The 17,709-nt window shown below is 34.4% G+C and carries 17 protein-coding genes; 6 read left to right on the forward strand and 11 right to left on the reverse strand.

Annotation, left to right across the window (positions count from 1 at the left end; genetic code table 11):
• Positions 1-15: 15 nt before the first annotated feature.
• The 6 genes from ACQUQZ_RS04010 to ACQUQZ_RS04035 form a co-directional block, all read right to left on the reverse strand.
• Complete coding sequence (locus ACQUQZ_RS04010) at positions 16-1,905, reverse strand: peptidase U32 family protein (protein ID WP_435353461.1); 1,890 nt, start codon at positions 1,903-1,905, stop codon at positions 16-18.
• Between the two features lie 360 nt (positions 1,906-2,265).
• A complete protein-coding gene (locus tag ACQUQZ_RS04015; protein ID WP_435353462.1) occupies positions 2,266-5,571 on the reverse strand; it encodes a PAS domain S-box protein in 3,306 nt (1,101 codons plus the stop codon).
• 143 nt (positions 5,572-5,714) lie between these two features.
• Complete coding sequence (locus ACQUQZ_RS04020) at positions 5,715-6,416, reverse strand: hypothetical protein (protein WP_435353463.1); 702 nt, start codon at positions 6,414-6,416, stop codon at positions 5,715-5,717.
• A gap of 3 nt (positions 6,417-6,419) precedes the next feature.
• Positions 6,420-7,583, reverse strand: a complete 1,164-nt coding sequence (locus ACQUQZ_RS04025; RefSeq protein ID WP_435353464.1) for a DUF1624 domain-containing protein — start codon at positions 7,581-7,583, stop codon at positions 6,420-6,422.
• 63 nt (positions 7,584-7,646) lie between these two features.
• Positions 7,647-8,405: an alpha/beta hydrolase family protein gene (locus tag ACQUQZ_RS04030; protein WP_435353465.1), complete on the reverse strand. Its 759-nt coding sequence runs from the start codon at positions 8,403-8,405 to the stop codon at positions 7,647-7,649.
• A 32-nt stretch (positions 8,406-8,437) separates the two neighbouring features.
• Positions 8,438-8,926, reverse strand: a complete 489-nt coding sequence (locus ACQUQZ_RS04035) for a nuclear transport factor 2 family protein (protein WP_435353466.1) — start codon at positions 8,924-8,926, stop codon at positions 8,438-8,440.
• A 413-nt stretch (positions 8,927-9,339) separates the two neighbouring features.
• On the opposite strand from ACQUQZ_RS04035, the gene ACQUQZ_RS04040 reads away from it, so the two are divergent.
• The gene (locus ACQUQZ_RS04040) at positions 9,340-10,278 is read left to right on the forward strand and encodes a LysR substrate-binding domain-containing protein (RefSeq protein WP_435353467.1); all 939 of its coding nucleotides are present in this window, start codon (positions 9,340-9,342) and stop codon (positions 10,276-10,278) included.
• A 67-nt stretch (positions 10,279-10,345) separates the two neighbouring features.
• Here the strand turns inward: ACQUQZ_RS04040 and ACQUQZ_RS04045 are convergent, their stop codons facing one another.
• From ACQUQZ_RS04045 to ACQUQZ_RS04055, 3 genes are read right to left on the reverse strand one after another with little or no spacing between them, the layout of a single operon-like run.
• Complete coding sequence (locus ACQUQZ_RS04045) at positions 10,346-11,548, reverse strand: hypothetical protein (protein WP_435353468.1); 1,203 nt, start codon at positions 11,546-11,548, stop codon at positions 10,346-10,348.
• Between the two features lie 10 nt (positions 11,549-11,558).
• Positions 11,559-12,191, reverse strand: a complete 633-nt coding sequence (locus ACQUQZ_RS04050; protein ID WP_435353469.1) for a hypothetical protein — start codon at positions 12,189-12,191, stop codon at positions 11,559-11,561.
• The gene (locus tag ACQUQZ_RS04055) at positions 12,172-12,726 is read right to left on the reverse strand and encodes an RNA polymerase sigma factor (protein ID WP_435353470.1); all 555 of its coding nucleotides are present in this window, start codon (positions 12,724-12,726) and stop codon (positions 12,172-12,174) included. Before ACQUQZ_RS04055 ends, ACQUQZ_RS04050 begins: the two co-directional genes overlap by 20 nt.
• Before the next feature lie 101 nt (positions 12,727-12,827).
• Here ACQUQZ_RS04055 and ACQUQZ_RS04060 point away from each other — a divergent pair, with 101 nt between their 5' ends.
• Positions 12,828-13,448 carry a Uma2 family endonuclease gene (locus tag ACQUQZ_RS04060; protein ID WP_435353471.1) on the forward strand — a complete coding sequence of 207 codons (621 nt, stop codon included), beginning with the start codon at positions 12,828-12,830 and terminating at the stop codon, positions 13,446-13,448.
• Between the two features lie 93 nt (positions 13,449-13,541).
• On the opposite strand, the gene ACQUQZ_RS04065 is transcribed toward ACQUQZ_RS04060, so the two are convergent.
• A complete protein-coding gene (locus ACQUQZ_RS04065) occupies positions 13,542-14,528 on the reverse strand; it encodes a ribonucleotide-diphosphate reductase subunit beta (RefSeq protein ID WP_435353472.1) in 987 nt (328 codons plus the stop codon).
• 267 nt (positions 14,529-14,795) lie between these two features.
• Here ACQUQZ_RS04065 and ACQUQZ_RS04070 point away from each other — a divergent pair, with 267 nt between their 5' ends.
• The 3 genes from ACQUQZ_RS04070 to mscL all read left to right on the forward strand — a co-directional run bounded on the left by ACQUQZ_RS04070 (position 14,796) and on the right by mscL (position 16,607).
• Positions 14,796-15,605, forward strand: a complete 810-nt coding sequence (locus tag ACQUQZ_RS04070; RefSeq protein ID WP_435353473.1) for a M48 family metalloprotease — start codon at positions 14,796-14,798, stop codon at positions 15,603-15,605.
• Between the two features lie 99 nt (positions 15,606-15,704).
• Positions 15,705-16,241 (forward strand): CvpA family protein, encoded by a 537-nt coding sequence (locus tag ACQUQZ_RS04075; protein WP_435353474.1) that lies wholly within the window; start codon positions 15,705-15,707, stop codon positions 16,239-16,241.
• Between the two features lie 9 nt (positions 16,242-16,250).
• Positions 16,251-16,607 carry a large conductance mechanosensitive channel protein MscL gene (mscL, locus tag ACQUQZ_RS04080; RefSeq protein ID WP_435353475.1) on the forward strand — a complete coding sequence of 119 codons (357 nt, stop codon included), beginning with the start codon at positions 16,251-16,253 and terminating at the stop codon, positions 16,605-16,607.
• Positions 16,608-16,610: 3 nt separating this feature from the next.
• On the opposite strand, the gene ACQUQZ_RS04085 is transcribed toward mscL, so the two are convergent.
• Positions 16,611-16,937: a hypothetical protein gene (locus ACQUQZ_RS04085; RefSeq protein WP_435353476.1), complete on the reverse strand. Its 327-nt coding sequence runs from the start codon at positions 16,935-16,937 to the stop codon at positions 16,611-16,613.
• A gap of 103 nt (positions 16,938-17,040) precedes the next feature.
• On the opposite strand from ACQUQZ_RS04085, the gene ACQUQZ_RS04090 reads away from it, so the two are divergent.
• Positions 17,041-17,661 (forward strand): TetR/AcrR family transcriptional regulator, encoded by a 621-nt coding sequence (locus ACQUQZ_RS04090; RefSeq protein WP_435353477.1) that lies wholly within the window; start codon positions 17,041-17,043, stop codon positions 17,659-17,661.
• Positions 17,662-17,709 lie beyond the last annotated feature (48 nt).

A 17,709-nucleotide genomic window follows, 5' to 3' on the forward strand; every position in this document is an offset into this window, starting at 1 on the left:
ATGAATAGGTACTTACTATTTCTTCATCACATACCCCAATTGCTCATCTTCGTCTTCAAATTCTAATTCGGCATCTTTTTCCCAAATTTCCATTTCACAAGGCTTGCAGTTAAATTTCAATTTGTATTCATTTTCGCCATGTTTGAGTGTAAGCGGCTCTACTAATTTTTCTCCCATCGTTTCTCGCTGAAATCTCGCACACTTGCCTAATTCATATTTGACACAATATTTGGTAGTCATAACTCGTGCTTTTCCTGGGTCCCATTGCAATTCAAAGGCCTTTTCTATTTCTGTTACACCGTGTCTTTTATAAAAGGCTCTTGCCAATTTATTCGAGACATTGTACATGAAATCGAGCTTTTGTACAGGATAAGGGTGGTCTGTTTTTGTTATTTGGAATGTTTCTCTGTGGTATTCTTTTACACGAATATCTATGAGTTGTTCTAAAACTTCTCTTCTGATTTCATTTACTTTTGATATAGGCAAAAACCAATTTCCTGTGAATTCAACAGCTATTTCATCTACAATAAAAGGTGTATTTCCAGTTTTAGCAAGATTCTTTTTAATATTTGGAATCACCGATTCTTGAGAATTAGCCAATTCTTTTGCTGCTTTCATCGCCATCGAATTTTGATGTCCGTCTTCATCCACAGCCAATAATTGAAAACCATCAGAAGTTTCAGTAAAATATAGCTTCACACCAATTTTTCTAACCGCACTGTTTTCTTTTTCAACCATTTTATTGAATTCCGCGTCTGAATTTCTATAAATGACTGTTCCAACTTGTAACGGCTTAAAAGTATTAGGTACAACAATATTATTGATAATGATATTGATTTGAGCACCATCGGCTTCTCCATTGGCATTAATGAAATAGAGCCCGTCGCCATTATTGAGTTTTTCATAATTTTCAATAACATAACCATTGGCTTTTACTTCAAGTACTTTGCCAATCAATTGCCCTTGTGACTTGGGACTTTCCCAATTACCAATTTTCTCCTTGCGTTTATTGACAAAATAATCGGTATAACCTCTATTGAAACTTCTATCCATTTCAGGCTCGAAATTGTAGAATGTTCTTCCTGAAGAAGCTTTTTGATATTTATCGCTATTTTCTAAGAAAGCATCCAATTTTTTTCTTAGAAATGAGGTATTATTCTTAACGTAAACAATATCCTTCAAACGGCCTTCAATCTTGAATGAAGTGATGCCTGCTTCAATCAAATTAGGCAATTGGTCACTCAAATCTAAATCTTTGATAGATAATAAATGACTATTAGCGATTAAAGTTTTGCCTGTACCATCAATTAATTGATAAGGAAGACGACAATTTTGAGCACATGAGCCTCTATTCGCACTTCGTTCGCCACCAGCAATACTCATATAGCAATTGCCACTAAAAGAAACACATAAAGCTCCCGAAACAAAGAACTCTAATTCCATATCGGTGGCTTCACTGATTTCTCTGACTTGGTCTAAGTTCAATTCTCTTGCCAAAACAGCACGTTTCATCCCCGCATCTTTCAGGAATTTAACATGTTTTGGGTCTCTATTATTGGCTTGAGTACTGGCATGAATGACAATCGGAGGCAAGTCCATTTCCATGATGGCCATATCCTGCACAATCAAGGCATCAACACCAATCTCATATAGCTCATAAATCAATTTTTTGCACTGACTCAACTCATCATCGTATAAGATGGTGTTGATGACAACAAATACTTGTGCCTTGAATAAGTGTGCATAACGCACCATTTCAGCTATATCTTCTACAGAATTGGTGGCATTGGTACGAGCCCCAAATTGTGGAGCTCCAATATATACAGCATCTGCACCAGCATTGATGGCGGCCATTCCTTGAATCAAATTTTTGGCAGGTGCAAGAATTTCAATCTTCCTTTTCATACGATATTTCGTACTTTGATTTTAATGTATTGGAAACAAACGACAAAAGTACGAAATACTTAACAAAAATGTAGGATTGATGATAAATTTAGGGCTTGAACTGATGAATAGGCTTTTTTTCAACTTGGTTTGGTTAAGTAGGCATAATAATTTAGTTAATAATATTTTGGGACACAGAGTAACACTAAGTATTTCACAAAGTGCCACAGGGAAATAAAAAAACTTCGTGTAACATCGTGCTTTTAAACTTTGTGAAACTCCGTGTCCAAAAAAATATTAGTAATTAAATCTTTCTTGGTAGTTAGAAAAAAATATTTGTAAAATGAATGATGCACTCAAAAATAGGAATAGAATTGTTTTTCAAAGCAAAGTCTTATATCTCTCTCTAAAATCGGCAAATTCTTTCTCTAAAATCACCATTCCTTCTAAAAAATGTGTTAAATCGCCTGTCTTTGAAGGGACTTCTATGATTTCTGTAATATCATGGATGCGTGCCAAACCTATCGTGCCAGAGTTTCCTTTCAATGTATGCAGTTCACTTTGAATCGTTTTTACATCATTTGGATAAGCATTTTTTGCATTTTGGATTTGTATTTCGGCATCGTTTTCAAAATCCTCAAAAACCGAAATAAGCGTTTCATCACCAACCATTTCTCGCAACTGATTCACCACTTCCATATCAAAAATCGGAAGCTCAGGTTTAATAATACTGACCTCTTTTTCTACTGGTTTTTGAGCTGAAATTTCTTCTGTTTTTGGTGTAATGTCTATTGTTGGGTCATTGACTAACTCTCTTACTTTTTGAACCAAAATAGCCGCACGAATAGGTTTTGGAACATAATCGTCCATGCCTTCACTCAAAAATCTCTCACGGTCATGTTGCATCGAGTAGGCTGTCATAGCTACTACTTTTGGAAGTTTATTTCCATATAGTTCACGTAAGCGTTTAGTTGTTTCGATGCCGTCCATTTCTGGCATTTGAATGTCCATAAAAATCAAATCGAAATGCCCAATATTTGCTCCAAAAACCTCAATCGCTTTTGCTCCGCTATCGGCAGTAATTACCTGACAGCCAGACTTATGTAAAATCTCCGAAGCAACTTTTCGATTGACTTGATTGTCATCCACCAATAAAATTTTAGGTGCATAAACCTTGAAGAAATCAGTAAGTTTTATCTCTGCTTCACCGTTTTCAGAAATACTTGGGCTGATGGTTGTTGAGCGAACTTCAATGGTAAACCAAAAGGTACTTCCTTTGCCATGACCCGATGTAACGCCCATATCACCTTTCATCAGGCGACAAAGTTCTCTGGAAATGGCAAGCCCTAAGCCCGTACCACCAAATGATTTTTTGGTGGAATTATCAACTTGTTGGAAAGCCCCAAACAATAGTTTTTGGTCTTCTTCCGAAATCCCGATGCCTGAATCGGTTATTTCCCCTTTCAATACATGAATCTTGCCATTCGATGAAACTCTTGATAATGAGATAGTTACATTTCCATTTTCAGTAAATTTCAACGCATTTGAAGTAAGATTCGAGAAAATTTGTAATAATCGGGTTTGGTCGGCTATCAAATAAGCAGGAACATCGTCAGCAATATGGTAAATCAGCTTATTGTTTTTCTCAATAGCTCGTTGACGGAAAAGAGCAACCAATCGCTCCAAAATTTCTTTAATATCGAGTGGAGCATTGTGCAAATCCATTTTACCCGCCTCAATTTTCGATAAATCCAAAATATCATTCAAAATCGTGAGTAATGTTTCTGACGATTTTTTGATGGTTTGTACATAATCTTTTTGTTCGGGATTGAGTGGTGTTTCGTACATCAAATCAATCATGCCGATAACGCCATTCATCGGCGTACGAATTTCGTGACTCATATTTGCCAAGAAACGTTCTTTCACTTTCAATGAGCGTTCGGCTTCGTCTTTGGCTATCAATAATTCTTCGGCAGCTTTTTTCAATTCTGAAATATCACGGGCCACACCTTCTACTTCAATTGGAATACCTTTGGCATCTTTTATCATGCGAATATTGAGCATGAACTGGCGAAGTTCACCATCTTTTCTTTTCACAATGACTTCAAAATTGGTAATACTACCCGATTTCAATAATCCTTTGATATTTTTTGAACTATCAACCGCATTTTCAAAAAACTTATCAACTTTATTTCCCATCACTTCTTCCACACTATAACCTGTGTGAGTCAGTACCGAAGGAGAAATCATGCTGATATTTCCTGCCAAATCAGTTCGGTAATAAATATCAATGAATGATTCGATGGTATCTCGAAACTTCTGCTCGCTTTTTTGGAGGGTAATGGTCGAGTTTTTCTTGTCTGTGATGTTTTGGGCAATTCCAGAAACTTCCTCTACTTGTCCACTTTCTGAGGATAGAATAGGGTTGAGATAAAACTCATACCAATCATCGCCTCCGTCAATGTTGCCCCAGTGCATTTCAAAGTATTGAGGCTCACCTTTGAAAGCGGCATTGTATTTTTCTCGAAGAATGGGGCGGTCTTCTGGTGAAATTAATTTCCAACCCAGTTTTTCAATATTAAGATTGATTTCGGGAGGAGTGCCGAGGACTCGTTGCAATAAATTTACATAGTTTTTATTGAACGAACTTAATTGGCGTTTTTGGTTTACAGTCCAAATTAAGTGCGAACTACTATCAAAAACCGCATTCAATCGAGAGGTTTGTCGCAGTGAATCTTCTTCTTTTTGCTTCCTAACCAATGCAACAGCAACTTGTCCAGAAACGAATTCTAACAACTCTAAATCTCTGATATTGAACTTGTTACGATCGCTATATGATTTCACACCAATCACACCTGTAGTACGTTCGCCTACGTGCAAAGGCACACAAAGCATGACTTCAGGAAGCGATGAACCATAGAAATAAATCTTATCAACCTCAACCAATTTTTTAATATCATCACTTGATAAAAAAAGTGGTTTGTTTTGTACCATCGAATATTCGACGATGCCATTACCCAATTTTCGACGGTGATAATTTTCTTCGGTTTCTTCTGAATATTCGTCAATAAAATATGGAAAATGGATAGTACCTTCTTCGGGTTCAAAAAGTGCTACAAAAAAATTGTTTGCCAACATATTTTTCTGCAATTCGATATGCACTTGTGTCAAAAACTCTTGTAGATTAGGCGTATTTAGGTTGAGTTGTGCAATCGTATAATATAATTGTTGTGCTTTTTCGGCACGTCGTCTTTGCGTAATATCACGGAATAAACAACGAAAAGCAACCGCTTTCCCATTGTCAAAACGACAACTAATATCACCCGAAAGATACACTCGCTTTCCTTCTTTATTTCGTATAACTGTCTGATAATCAATAACTTGATCGCCTTCTTTGATTCTTTGGAGCGTTTCTAAAGTATCATCGGCAAATTGTGGATGCAGCATATCTTTCAGAGAAAGATGCGATAATTCAGCATCAGAATAACCAAAAGCTTCACGAAAAGCAGCATTTACAAACAAAAAACGCCCACTTAGCGACAACAGCATAATGATTTCGGAAGTGTTATCAACCAAATCTTGGAGTTGGTCAATACCTTTCTGTTGCTCAGTTTGAGCAAGTTGAAATTTCAGTTTTTCGATTTCAAATAAAAGCTCTTCAGTTGATTTTTCAGTCAGCATACCCATTTTTTAATAGAATTGTGCGGTAAATATAGATAACAGATTTTGGGAAACGTTAATGTTATTTTAAAAAGTATGATATTTTCAGGTTGTAATCTAAAAATAACATATTAAAATTAGATTACAAACCAAAATAGTTATGAAAATCACTATTTTATTAAAATAATATCATTCACACCAAAGGCATTTTCTTGTGAATAAATCATTTTTACAATAGGATAATTTAGATTTTTTGCCCATTCTTTCCAATAAGGCGACATGGCGGGGTCATCTTCAAAAACCATTTGTATGTTTCGTTCGGCAAAACCTTCGGCTATTATACGAAAATGAATATGCTGAGGAATTGTTCGACCATTATATTGTTTTGGATAGCTTGCTGGACGAATAGTTTTTACTTCATAACTCCCCGAATTATCTGTTCGTAGAAAACCAAATAGTCTTGGGTCGTTTTCTGCCATTGAGTTATTGACCGAATCTGTCGGGGCATAATATCCTTTGCTATCGGCATGGAAAACATGAATAAAAGCATTAGGTATTGGCTTCCCTTTTTGGTCTAATACTCTTCCTTTAATCAAAATATGTTTGCCAGCTTCTTCATTAGAACTGATGTTTAAAGATGAACCAAAAGCATGGTTTTTTAAGAAATTGCTTAATTGAAGTCTTTCGGTTTTACTGATTTGAACATAATGATCAGGTATCAATAAAGTCAAGCTTTGATAAATCTCATGATTTTTTGGATTTTTGACCAATTGTTGTTCCAACAGGCTTATTTTTCCCTTCAATGCGGTTGCTTGAGCAAAGCAAATGTAAGATAAAAGGCAACCTAACAGACAGAAAATTATTCTTATCATACTTTACAAATATCTTAGCCATTTATTATTTCTGTGTTCGGTTTTATATTTTCCATACCACAAACACAAAGGATACAAAATAATAACGACACTCAACCAAACTGCATAAATAACAGGAAGTTCGACTCCAGACCCTATCTGTGGACGACCAAAGCTAAATGGAGCAAAATTTAAGTCTTTTATGCTAAATCCTTGCATAAAAAGCATGATTATCATAATACTATGAACCAAATACCAATGAATGAGGTAATAAAACAAAGGGACTTTGCCATAAACAGAGAAAATATCAATGAGTTTGTTTTTCATGCCATCAGTAAAAGATAATACCAAAAACATAATACCCAAAGTTACCAAAGTATAAAGAAGCGAAGGAGGGTATTTGGTAACATTGATAAAAGAAAGAATGGTAAAAAGTGGTGTTTTTTGTACAGACCATGGAGCTGGGTCTCCATAAATATTGATCAATCGGAGCAACATAAATAGCAACAATGCTCCTCCACCAAATTGTAGGAATAGTTTTTTTCTTTTTTCCTGAGGAATGGCAAAGAAATGCCCAAAACCATAGCCTAAAAGCAAAATGCCTAACCACGGTATAAGTGGATAACTCACCAAAAAGGAAAAATTAGGGGTGATTTGAAAGAAATTTGGAGCAAAAAGCACCGAAGAAATAAAATTTAATGCGGGATTTTTCGGAAAACTGATGCCTTGCAAAAGATTATGGCTAAAAATAATGACCAAACCAGCGATTCCAATATTGCGAGGAGAGAATTTCAGTAAAAATGAAAGTACAACCAAACCCACACCAATGGCACAAATGACTTGCATCATCAATATCTGAAAATGAATATCAAACCAAAGAGCGAAATTGATAACTGTGAACTCAAGAACAATAAGCCAAATGCCTCTACTGAGCAAAAAACGCTTACTTTCTGTCAAATTATTGCTGTTTTTGAAAGAAATATAAGCAGAAGCACCCGATAAAAACACAAATATTGGAGCACATAAATGAGTAATCCAGCGAGTTAGAAAAAGTCCTGTGGTGGTGGTGGCTAAGTCCACAGGGTTTTGAGTCAAAGAAGTGGTGTGCATGAGGTCTCGTATATGGTCTAATGCCATAATAACCATCACTAAACCTCTTACAAAGTCAATAGAATTGATGCGTTTCATAATTTGTATTTTAGGGAATAGATAGCTTTTCAAGAGCAAATTACAAAAAAAACGCAATTTTTTTTATTCCTTCAAAAAACTCAACAAATAATCAGTAATTTCTTTGCGTTGTACATCGTTGGCATTGTCGTCCATATCATTGTGAATAGTGTTGGGTAATTTAATGATTTTTATACCAAACTTTTTTTGTTCATCTTGATTAGGCAAAACACCTTCATCGGCAGGCTGGTCGCTTGAGCGAAGGGAATAAACTTTTGATGTTCGTGGCAATGCCATTCGACGGTTGTCTAATGTGATAATTTTATCGACAATATTAGGATATTTTTGTGGAAAAAGAGCTGTCATATCTCCACCGTTTGAATGTCCAATTAAGGTGATATGTTTGAAGTCTAATGTAGGTTTTAGCTTTTTTAATTGCTTGATTACAAATAATATATTGTCAGCTCCTCTGTCCCAAAAAGGTCTTCTCACGATTTGAGGTATGCCAGTCATTGGCAATAATTCATCAGATGGAAGTTCATGTTGAATACTTACTACAAAATATCCTTCAGAAGCTAATTTTTCAGTCAAATAAGAGTATGCTAAATAATCTCCGCCTTTATTTTGACCATAGCCATGACTAAAAATCACTACTTTTCGATTTTTTACATTTTTGTCAATCTTTTGTTCATAAAAAGCTACTGGAATCTGGCGATTTCTGTCTTTATCAAACAAACGTAGTGTGTCTAATTTTATATGAGGGTTTTGAGCAAGTACTTGATTAGTAAAGCCATTTACCAAGAAAATGGAGAAAAAAATAAATAAAAAGTTTTGCTTTTTCATGAAGTATTAGAATAAATAAAATATGAACAAATCTAATGAAGACTAACGACTTTGACTATTTTCCAATCATTGTTTTCTTTCTTCCAAGTAATCATAAATCGACCTATTTTTGAGGGTGTACCTGCAGATTCTTGGTTATTATGGAATTTGTGCAGACCAATTTCGATAGCTCCATAATCTTTGATTGGATAAATTTCAACACTGCCTTTGACGAGTTCACGAGTTACTTTTCCACAGATATTTCTTTTGGTAGCATCAACAATCCCTTGCTTTGAACTCATCAAACCACCTTGGTCGTGAAAAAACTCAATATTTTCAGAATATAAAGCAGCGTATTTGTCTAAGTTTGTTTCACAAGTATTATAGTAGCCAAAAAATAGGCTATCCATTTTTATGATGGTTTCGTAGAGTTTTGGGTCGTCGGGCTTGTAGTTTTTTAAATAGTCAATGGCTACTTCTTTTTGTGCCAAACAAAATACAGAAGATAAAATGAGCAATAATATTGTTTGAATAGTTTTCATAATAATTTGATTTTTTGTGAATATGATGCAATATAGCTTTTGTTTGATTTTGATGCCTCAACTTCTATTCTTTTTTCGGGTCTTCGGTTTCGCTCAGACACTGAAAAAAATGAAGACAACGGAAAAATGAGAGAATTAAAAAGAGTGGTAGAATCGAAAAAATATGGAAGGGATAAATTTTACTTGTTAAATCAAAATGATAATTCTTACCTTTACATAGATTAAATCTAATACTTTAATGAAAAATGGATAATTGAAAATGGATAATATAAAATTCGTAAAAATGTATAATTTGCTGATTATAAATAGTTTAACTTGCAAAATTTGCTCTAAAAATATTGCTAAATAAATACTGTCACTTACTTAATTGAATAAATTCTCAATTATAAATTATTCATTTTCAACTAAAAAATATGAACCTTCAACAATTAGAATACATCGTAGCAGTTGATAAGCACAGACATTTTTTGAGAGCGGCCAATGAATGTTGTGTAACGCAGGCAACTTTGAGCATGATGATTAAAAAACTTGAAGAAGAGTTAGAAATAATTATTTTCGACCGTAGCAAACAGCCAGTCGTACCAACTGAAACCGGTAAGGGTATTATTATACAAGCAAAGGTTATCTTGAAAGAAACTTCCTACCTAAAACAACTCGCTCATGATACAAAATTGGAGGTAAAAGGGCAAATTAGAATTGGTATTATTCCAACACTTGCACCATATTTATTACCATTATTTTTGTATAGTTTACTCAAAAATAATCCTCAACTCAAAGTAAAAATCAGTGAGTTAAATACCAACCAGATTACTGAGCAATTAGAAAAAGACTTGCTCGATGTCGGAATCTTAGCAACACCAATCAATGTCGAAGGCATCAAAGAATATCCACTTTTTTATGAAAAATTGGTTGTTTTTGTGTCTGATAAAGAAACGACACTTAGAAAAAAATTCATTTTGCCCGAAGAAATTGATGTAAATCGCCTTTGGCTACTTGAAGAAGGGCATTGCTTACGCTCTCAAATGATAAATTTATGTGAACTTCGCAAAAAAAACACCGATTTTAGTAATCTTGAATACGAAGCAGGGAGTATTGAATCATTGCTAAAAATCGTGGAAATGAATAATGGTATTACGGTGGTGCCAGAGTTGGCGGTTATTAATTTTAATGAAAAGCAAAAATCACAATTACGAGAATTTAAAGCCCCTGTACCAGTACGAGAAATCAGTTTGGTAACCTATCGCCATTTTGTAAAAACCAAACTACTTGAAGTTTTAGCCCAAGAAATAAAGACTGGTGTTGAGGCTTTTATTCCGCAACACAGTGGGAAACAGTTTGTGGTGGAGATATGAGAAAAACGAAATAAACATGGCATACCTAACTGGTATGTCATGTTTGAATTATGTAAAGTGATATTTGTTAGAAGCCAAATGACAAGCGAAGGCCTAAGCTTCCACTTGCGGACTTGATTTTTCTATCAATGACATCATAAGTAAATAAGCCAATTTCTGGTTGAATTCTAATCAAAGGTGATAACTGATACCAACCAAAAATCTTTGCATCAGCACTTGGAGCGTTGCTTTTAGGGTCTCTAAATCGACTATATCCAACAAACACTCCTCCTTTGAACTGGTTGGTATTATTTTTTCTTTGGTAAAAAGTCATACCCGTGAAATAAGTTGGAGTCAAAATAGAGAGTAAAGAACTGTTAGTTCTTTCGGCAATCCTAAAAGAGGATTGGACCCCTAAGGCAAAGCCTTTTTTTAAGTAACTACTTGATGCGATGTCAAAAGCAAATGTAGCAGAACCTTGGGCTTGTTCTTTAATCACCCCAATACCCATATCAGCATGAAAATTAATAATATCAAATAATGCGTTGCCTCTTACTTTACTTCTGATTCGTTGACCCATTACATCATTTTCTACCTCTATCATTTTCCAAGGTTTAATTATTTTTCTTTCGCTTTCAATTCTTTCTGCAGTTTCGACGATAGAGCGATTGATATTAGTTTCTAAAATATCTTCTATGTCATCCAGAGAATTGAGATTGAATAAAAAAACGTGGTCTTCATAAGTTTTAAAAACTCGGTTATAAGATTTTACTAATTTGCTGGTCGCTTCATTGTCAAAATTGATTAATACGAGCGTATCTTGTTTTAACCGTACCAGCTCAACTTCTTTTTCTTTGCCAAACTGAAAAACTTCTTTTTGTGGGAAGTACTGTATGTCAATAATTGCTTTCCGGTTGACATTTTTATTTTTACCAAAATAAGTGATTTTCTTAACCATATTCTTATTAACAGTATCACTAATCAATGAATAATCTTTCCAAAAATTTTGTAAAAGCGAATCTACATTTTGTTTGAGTTCATACTTCGTATCTCCTTGATAATCAATTAATAAGCGATTTTTGTTGCCAAAGTCAATGATAAGGTGATTCGCATTCTTCTTAACTTCTTCTTTAAAATAAATGTCTGATTTTCGCGAGAAACCATTGATTAAAATAGGCGGTCTAACGCCATCTAAAACGCTTAAAGTATCGTATCCTACTTTCTTTTTTTGGCAAAAAGCGTGGACTGCGATGCCCAAAATGAGCATCGAAATAATTAATAATTTTCTCATGTTTTTTTGTTTATTGAGTTTTGATAGAAGGTGTTTTTATGATTTCATTAGTATTGGTTTCTGTTTGAATACTGCCAATAGTTGCAAACTGAATTTTGAATCGTGGCTGCTTAAATGGAGCATCTTCTTGCTTTGATATTTCATTGATATGAACTGTTTTGAAATTCATTTTAGACTTTTTCTCAAAAACAACCGATGATTGGAAAGTTAGCGAATCAGGCAATTTATTGGAGTTTTCGCTCGAAAATTCGATTTTTTTCGATGCAATGCTTTGTATCTGAAAATCTAATTTTCGAGGAATATTTGTTTTATTTTTCTTGAAACTTGACGCTTTTTCCTGCTTTTCTGAATGGATGATGTGTTTTTTTTTCTCACCCATAGCGATGGTCGCCCCAACAGGAGGGTGAGAGTTAGAAGAACCCTCCCTATTGGGTTGGGCAGGGTGGGGTAAAATCCACCAAGTCAATAAAACCACCAAACACGCTGCTGCTGAAATCCAATATCCAACTAAACGTTTAGGTTTTCGTAAATTTTGTTGGATATTTTCCCAAAGTAAAGTTTCGTCAAAAGCAGAATTTTCGGGTAATGTATCTTGTATGTTTTCTGTCTTTTTTTTGAAAAAATCATCTATATTTTGTGCCATAATCATATCCTCGTTTTTGTAATGCTGTCTGTAAAATGATTCGTGCTTTATGCAATTGAGTTTTTGAAGTATTTTCACTGATTTTGAGTTTTTCAGCAATTTCTTGGTGACTGTATCCTTCAATGGCAAAAAGATTAAAAACCGTTCGGTAGCCATCGGGAAGCTTTAATATTAAGTCATAAATTTCTTCTCCATCAATGTTTTCATAAAAGGAAAAGTTGTTAATTGGTTCACTATCAGCTATTTCGTCTAATGAAATTGTTGAAAATTGCTTTTGCCGAAGAAACATCAAACATTCATTAATCATTACTTTTTTCAAGTAAGCTTCAATAGAATTTTCGCCTCGAAACTCAATTTTATCAATCGAACGAAAAAATTTCAAAAAGCCATTCATCAATAATTCTTGGGCATCTTCCTCGACACGCACATACCGAATACATAGTCTAAACATTCGTTTTACGAACGTATCATACATACGCTTTTGCACGAATGGATTCTGTTTTTTCAGTTCTGCAATTAGTTGATTTTCAAGCATAAAATCTGTTTGGAGTGCCTTCAATGGTATATATGCAGAAAAACGTAGTTGGGTTGTCTATGGTATGAAAATTTTATATATTTGATAAAAATTCAGCAATTATGATAGCAACCAAAAGCATCAAAGAAACCATTTTAGAGAGGCTCGAAACCAACGAATTTGTCTGTATTCCCGCTTCGGAAGAAGATTATTTGTCCTTGGCTTTTGAAATGCCCTTTAAAATAGAATACCACAACAACGAAATTATAACGATGGGATTATCTACACCTTTACATGAAGCTCTTGTTATGAACATGGGCACAATTTTAAATATTTTATTTGGCGACAATGAAGATATAATGGTTTATGGTAGCAATGTGGGCATCCAAATTCCAAAGTTCGAAGGTGGGTACTATATGCCCGATGTGTTGGTTGTAAAAGGTGAACCAATTTTTAAAGAAAATTCAACAGCAATTATTACAAACCCGTATATTGTTGTTGAGGTTTTATCTAAAGCAACAGAGAATTTTGATTTGTCAGAAAAGCTACATGAATATAAACTTTTACCCAGCCTTCAACAAGTTATCTTTATCAACCAAAAGAAGGTCGGAGTAATGAATTTCCTGCGTTCGGAAAATCCTGATGTGTGGTTAAATCAAGATTTTTATACTGAAAATGATATTATGAAAATAGATGGAAAGGCAGTTTCAGTAAAGGATATTTACAAGAAAATTAAATTTTAATACTGACGGAGTAGGAAGTCTGTCTTACAAATAAGGCTATAAATGATTGATTATCAATCGTTTATAGCCTTATTTTATGTTTTCATCTAAAAATCAAAACTCTTCATCAAGCGAGAAAGCCATATCACTTTTTTGTGACATTACACCTGATTTTTGGTATTCGCCTACACGTTTTTCAAAGAAATTGGTTTTGCCTTGTAATGAAATCATATCCATGAAATCGAATGGATTTGTTGCATTATAAGTTTTAGCCAAACCAAGAGACTCTAACAAATGGTCGGCTACAAACTCAATGTATTGACACATCAATTCGGCATTCATACCAATCAATGAAACTGGCAAAGCATCAGTTACAAATTCTTTTTCTATTTCAACCGCATCACGTACTAATTCGTAAACTTTGGCAGCAGGATATTTATTTTGGATGTATTTGGTATAAAGCAAACATGCGAAATCACGGTGCAAACCTTCATCACGAGAGATAAGTTCGTTTGAGAAAGTCAAACCTGGCATCAAACCACGTTTTTTCATCCAAAATATTGAGCAGAATGAACCAGAAAAGAAGATTCCTTCTACTACTGCAAATGCCAACAAACGGTCAATGAAATTGCCATTTTCAATCCATTTCAAAGCCCAATCAGCTTTTTTCTTCACACATGGAATATGGTCAACTGCATTGAGCATTCTGTCACGTTCCACAGGGTCTTTGATGTAGGTATCAATCAGCAAAGAATATGTTTCTGAATGAATGTTTTCCATCATAATTTGGAAACCATAAAAACATTTTGCTTCCGCAAACTGAATACGAGAAATGAAATTTACAGCTAAATTTTCATTCACAATGCCATCAGATGCAGCAAAAAATGCCAATACGTGAGAAATAAAATGACGCTCACCATCGTTTAAGTTTTTCCAATCTTGTAAATCTGGTGAAAGATCAATTTCTTCGGCAGTCCAAAAGGATGCTTCATGTTTCTTATAATATTGCCAAATATCGTCGTGTTCGATAGGAAAAAGAACGAAACGGGTTTTATCCTCAATTAAAAGAGGCTCGACTTGCATCAATTCAGCGTCAGTCATAAAAGTTTTTTGTTTGGAGGTTTACAATCAGTTATTAGTACATCATGGTGTAGAATTGCAAATCAAATATACTTATATAATCAAAACTTAGCAATGATTGTTTTTAGAAATTAACTAAAAAATTTCTAAATGATTGATAATCAAGTAAATGAAAGTCAAAATTTTTCTGCAATAAAATTTTGTCAGTTTAGCAAGAATTACTGTAACTTTACCGTCTTAACAGCTATTATCTTATAGAAGATTAGTATTTCAACATTTCTGAATATTATGCAATCATCAGGTTTAAAACTTAGACTTATCATTGGTTTGGTCATGGCAGTTGTAGCACTATTTAGCTATTACAGCAAAAACCAAGTAAATCCTATCACTGGCGAAGCACAACACATAGACTTAACTCCTGAACAAGAAGTAGCAATGGGTTTACAATCTGCCCCGCAAATGGCTCAAGAATATGGTGGACTTTATAATGACAATGAAGTGCAACAAGAAACCAAAGCTGTAGGGTATAAGCTTGTGAAACAAGTGGATGATGAAGCAAAAGCCAAGGGCGTAAATATCCCATATCAATTTGATTTTCATGTTTTGGCAGATGACCAAACTGTCAATGCTTTTGCTTTGCCTGGCGGTCAGATTTTTATCACTGTTGGACTTTTGAAAAGACTAAAATCAGAAGACCAATTGGCGGGTGTGCTTGGACATGAGGTTGGACACGTTATTCATCGACATTCAGCACAACAAATGGCAAAATCAGACTTTTATCAAGGTTTGGTAGGAGCAGTGGCTACGGCCACTTCAGATGGAACTGGTATGGGTGGTGGACAAATTGCCCAATACGTGGCTCAGATTCAGCAAATGAAATTCGGTAGAAATGATGAGCTTCAGTCTGATGAATTTGGTGTTCGGTATATGATAAAAGCGAATTATAACCCCAATGCAATGATTGAGGTGATGAAAATATTGGAAGAAGCCAGTGGTGGACAGCAACGTGATGAATTTATGAGTACGCACCCAAGTCCCGAAAATCGCATTGCTAAAATCAAAGAGCATATTGCGAAATATGGTGGTGGAAAATATTAATTTTTTCTATCAAATATCAAGGGCAGTTTTTAAGAATCTGCCCTTTTTTTATGCCTTTTGTGAGTAGAATCTTACCTTTGTGAAAAGAAAAAACAAATTATGAACGTGCTTGACTTATTTTTTATCCTTCCTTTACTTTATGGAGCTTATCGTGGTTATCAAAAAGGGCTTTTTATCGAAATCATTGGTGTAGTCGCTTTTGTGATTGCTATTGTGATTGGTTTTAAATTCTTAGGCTACGGTATGAACTTAATTGCCCCAGCCATTGGCGAAAATTTGGCGAATCGCTTTTTACCTTATTTGAGCTTTACAATTATTTTTTTTCCGACAATATTTTTAATCAATAAAATGGGGTGGATGCTTCGTCGAGCTTTACGTTTTACCATTTTAGGTACGATTGATGGTTTTGCTGGAGCAATGGTAGGTATTTTTACTTGGCTTTTTGGAATTAGTACTTTTCTTTGGTTAATGACGAGTATTGACATAAAATTGCCCGAAAAATTAGTGAAAGAATCACTCACATATCCTGTTGTGGCAAAAGTTGCACCAACAGTTATTTCAAAGGTTTCTGATTGGATTCCTGCGGGAGGAAATATGATAAAAAAATTGACAGAAGATAATAAGAATAAAATTTAACCGATTTTTATGGTGAAGAAAATTAAAGGATTTTTAATGCGAGGAAATATTATTGACCTTGCGACGGGAGTGGTGATAGGTACAGCTTTTCAGAAGATAATTTCAGCTTTGGTGGATAAAATATTTATGCCTTTGGTGGGCGTAATGGTAGGAGGTGTAAATTTAAAAGATAGATATTTTGAAATTTTGTCCGTAAAACTTGGTTGGGGCGAAGCCTTTCAAGCATCCTTCGATTTTATCATTGTTGGTACAATTCTATATTTTTTCTTGCGTGCATTGGGACAAAATACCGAAGCAAAACCTCAAGTAGATGATTTATTGATTGATATTTTGGCCGAAATGAAGAAATTGAATGCAAAAAAGTAAAACTTACTTCTCAAACAAACGCATCAAACGTCCCGCCACAAAGCTAAAAACCAAGGAAATACCTGAGCCAGCAAAAGTGGCAAACATCGCCAAATCGGCATTGACGGGTTTTACGAGTTTTAGAAAATGAACTGTCATTAATACACAAATTTGTACCAACGCCAAAGCCCAACCTCTGTGGGGTTCTAAATAACCCATCAAAAACGCCGATAATGCCAAAGATGACATGGCAAGATATGCACCCGAACCATAAGTATGGTAAATGACATAAATGACTACTGATGAAACTGCAAGTGTAATGCCTATATTTCGGAGAAATGTGAGATTCATATGCTTAAACTTTAAATTTAGGACAAATGTACTAAAAATAAATTTAGAACAAACGTTCTAATAAATATTTTTTTCGTAACTTCGCTTAATTTCAAGCATTTTTATGACAACCAAACAACGAATTCTCAATACTTCGCTTCAATTATTTAATCAACAAGGTATAGATACGATTACTGTGCGACACATTGCTAAAGAATTGGGTATGAGTCACGGTAATTTATGTTATCATTTCCCCAACACCGATGTAATTATCGAAAAACTGTATGAACAACTCCTTAATGAATTGAATGAAACATTGACAAATCCAATGCTTTTGCAAGAGCTAAATTTGAAAATGTTTTACGAATTAACAAGTTTTATTTTTGGGAAATTGTATAAATATAAATTTTTAATGCAAGACTTTGTCAGTATTATGCGTCGAAATCCTAATTTAAAACAAAAACATCGAGCGTTGGTAAGTAGCAGAAGAATGTTGTTTCAAATGGGAATTGGTGCCGCTATTGAAGTCGGAATGTTGAAACCCGATATTATTGAAGGGCAATACGAGAACTATTTTGAACAACTTTTTATCATCAGTGATTTTTGGTTATCGAGTGCTGAGATACTCTATGAAGGCACAGAAGAAAATAAACTTGAAAAATATATTAATATCACTTTTACACTCATAGTTCCTTATTTAACCGAAAAAGGGTTAGCAGAATACCAAGAGATTTTGAAAAAATAAAAGCAAAAAGACATCTAAGTTAGATGTCTTTTTGCTTGAAAATTAACA

This window comes from Emticicia sp. SJ17W-69 (genome assembly GCF_051209875.1).
Classification (GTDB): domain Bacteria; phylum Bacteroidota; class Bacteroidia; order Cytophagales; family Spirosomataceae; genus Emticicia.

Coding starts and splice junctions, on each gene's coding strand:
- ACQUQZ_RS04010 (WP_435353461.1), bottom strand. CDS start 1,905: ATGAAAAGGAAGATTGAAATTCTTGCACCTGCCAAAAATTTGATTCAA.
- ACQUQZ_RS04015 (WP_435353462.1), bottom strand. CDS start 5,571: ATGGGTATGCTGACTGAAAAATCAACTGAAGAGCTTTTATTTGAAATC.
- ACQUQZ_RS04020 (WP_435353463.1), bottom strand. CDS start 6,416: ATGATAAGAATAATTTTCTGTCTGTTAGGTTGCCTTTTATCTTACATT.
- ACQUQZ_RS04025 (WP_435353464.1), bottom strand. CDS start 7,583: ATGAAACGCATCAATTCTATTGACTTTGTAAGAGGTTTAGTGATGGTT.
- ACQUQZ_RS04030 (WP_435353465.1), bottom strand. CDS start 8,405: ATGAAAAAGCAAAACTTTTTATTTATTTTTTTCTCCATTTTCTTGGTA.
- ACQUQZ_RS04035 (WP_435353466.1), bottom strand. CDS start 8,926: ATGAAAACTATTCAAACAATATTATTGCTCATTTTATCTTCTGTATTT.
- ACQUQZ_RS04040 (WP_435353467.1), top strand. CDS start 9,340: ATGAACCTTCAACAATTAGAATACATCGTAGCAGTTGATAAGCACAGA.
- ACQUQZ_RS04045 (WP_435353468.1), bottom strand. CDS start 11,548: ATGAGAAAATTATTAATTATTTCGATGCTCATTTTGGGCATCGCAGTC.
- ACQUQZ_RS04050 (WP_435353469.1), bottom strand. CDS start 12,191: ATGGCACAAAATATAGATGATTTTTTCAAAAAAAAGACAGAAAACATA.
- ACQUQZ_RS04055 (WP_435353470.1), bottom strand. CDS start 12,726: ATGCTTGAAAATCAACTAATTGCAGAACTGAAAAAACAGAATCCATTC.
- ACQUQZ_RS04060 (WP_435353471.1), top strand. CDS start 12,828: ATGATAGCAACCAAAAGCATCAAAGAAACCATTTTAGAGAGGCTCGAA.
- ACQUQZ_RS04065 (WP_435353472.1), bottom strand. CDS start 14,528: ATGACTGACGCTGAATTGATGCAAGTCGAGCCTCTTTTAATTGAGGAT.
- ACQUQZ_RS04070 (WP_435353473.1), top strand. CDS start 14,796: ATGCAATCATCAGGTTTAAAACTTAGACTTATCATTGGTTTGGTCATG.
- ACQUQZ_RS04075 (WP_435353474.1), top strand. CDS start 15,705: ATGAACGTGCTTGACTTATTTTTTATCCTTCCTTTACTTTATGGAGCT.
- mscL (WP_435353475.1), top strand. CDS start 16,251: ATGGTGAAGAAAATTAAAGGATTTTTAATGCGAGGAAATATTATTGAC.
- ACQUQZ_RS04085 (WP_435353476.1), bottom strand. CDS start 16,937: ATGAATCTCACATTTCTCCGAAATATAGGCATTACACTTGCAGTTTCA.
- ACQUQZ_RS04090 (WP_435353477.1), top strand. CDS start 17,041: ATGACAACCAAACAACGAATTCTCAATACTTCGCTTCAATTATTTAAT.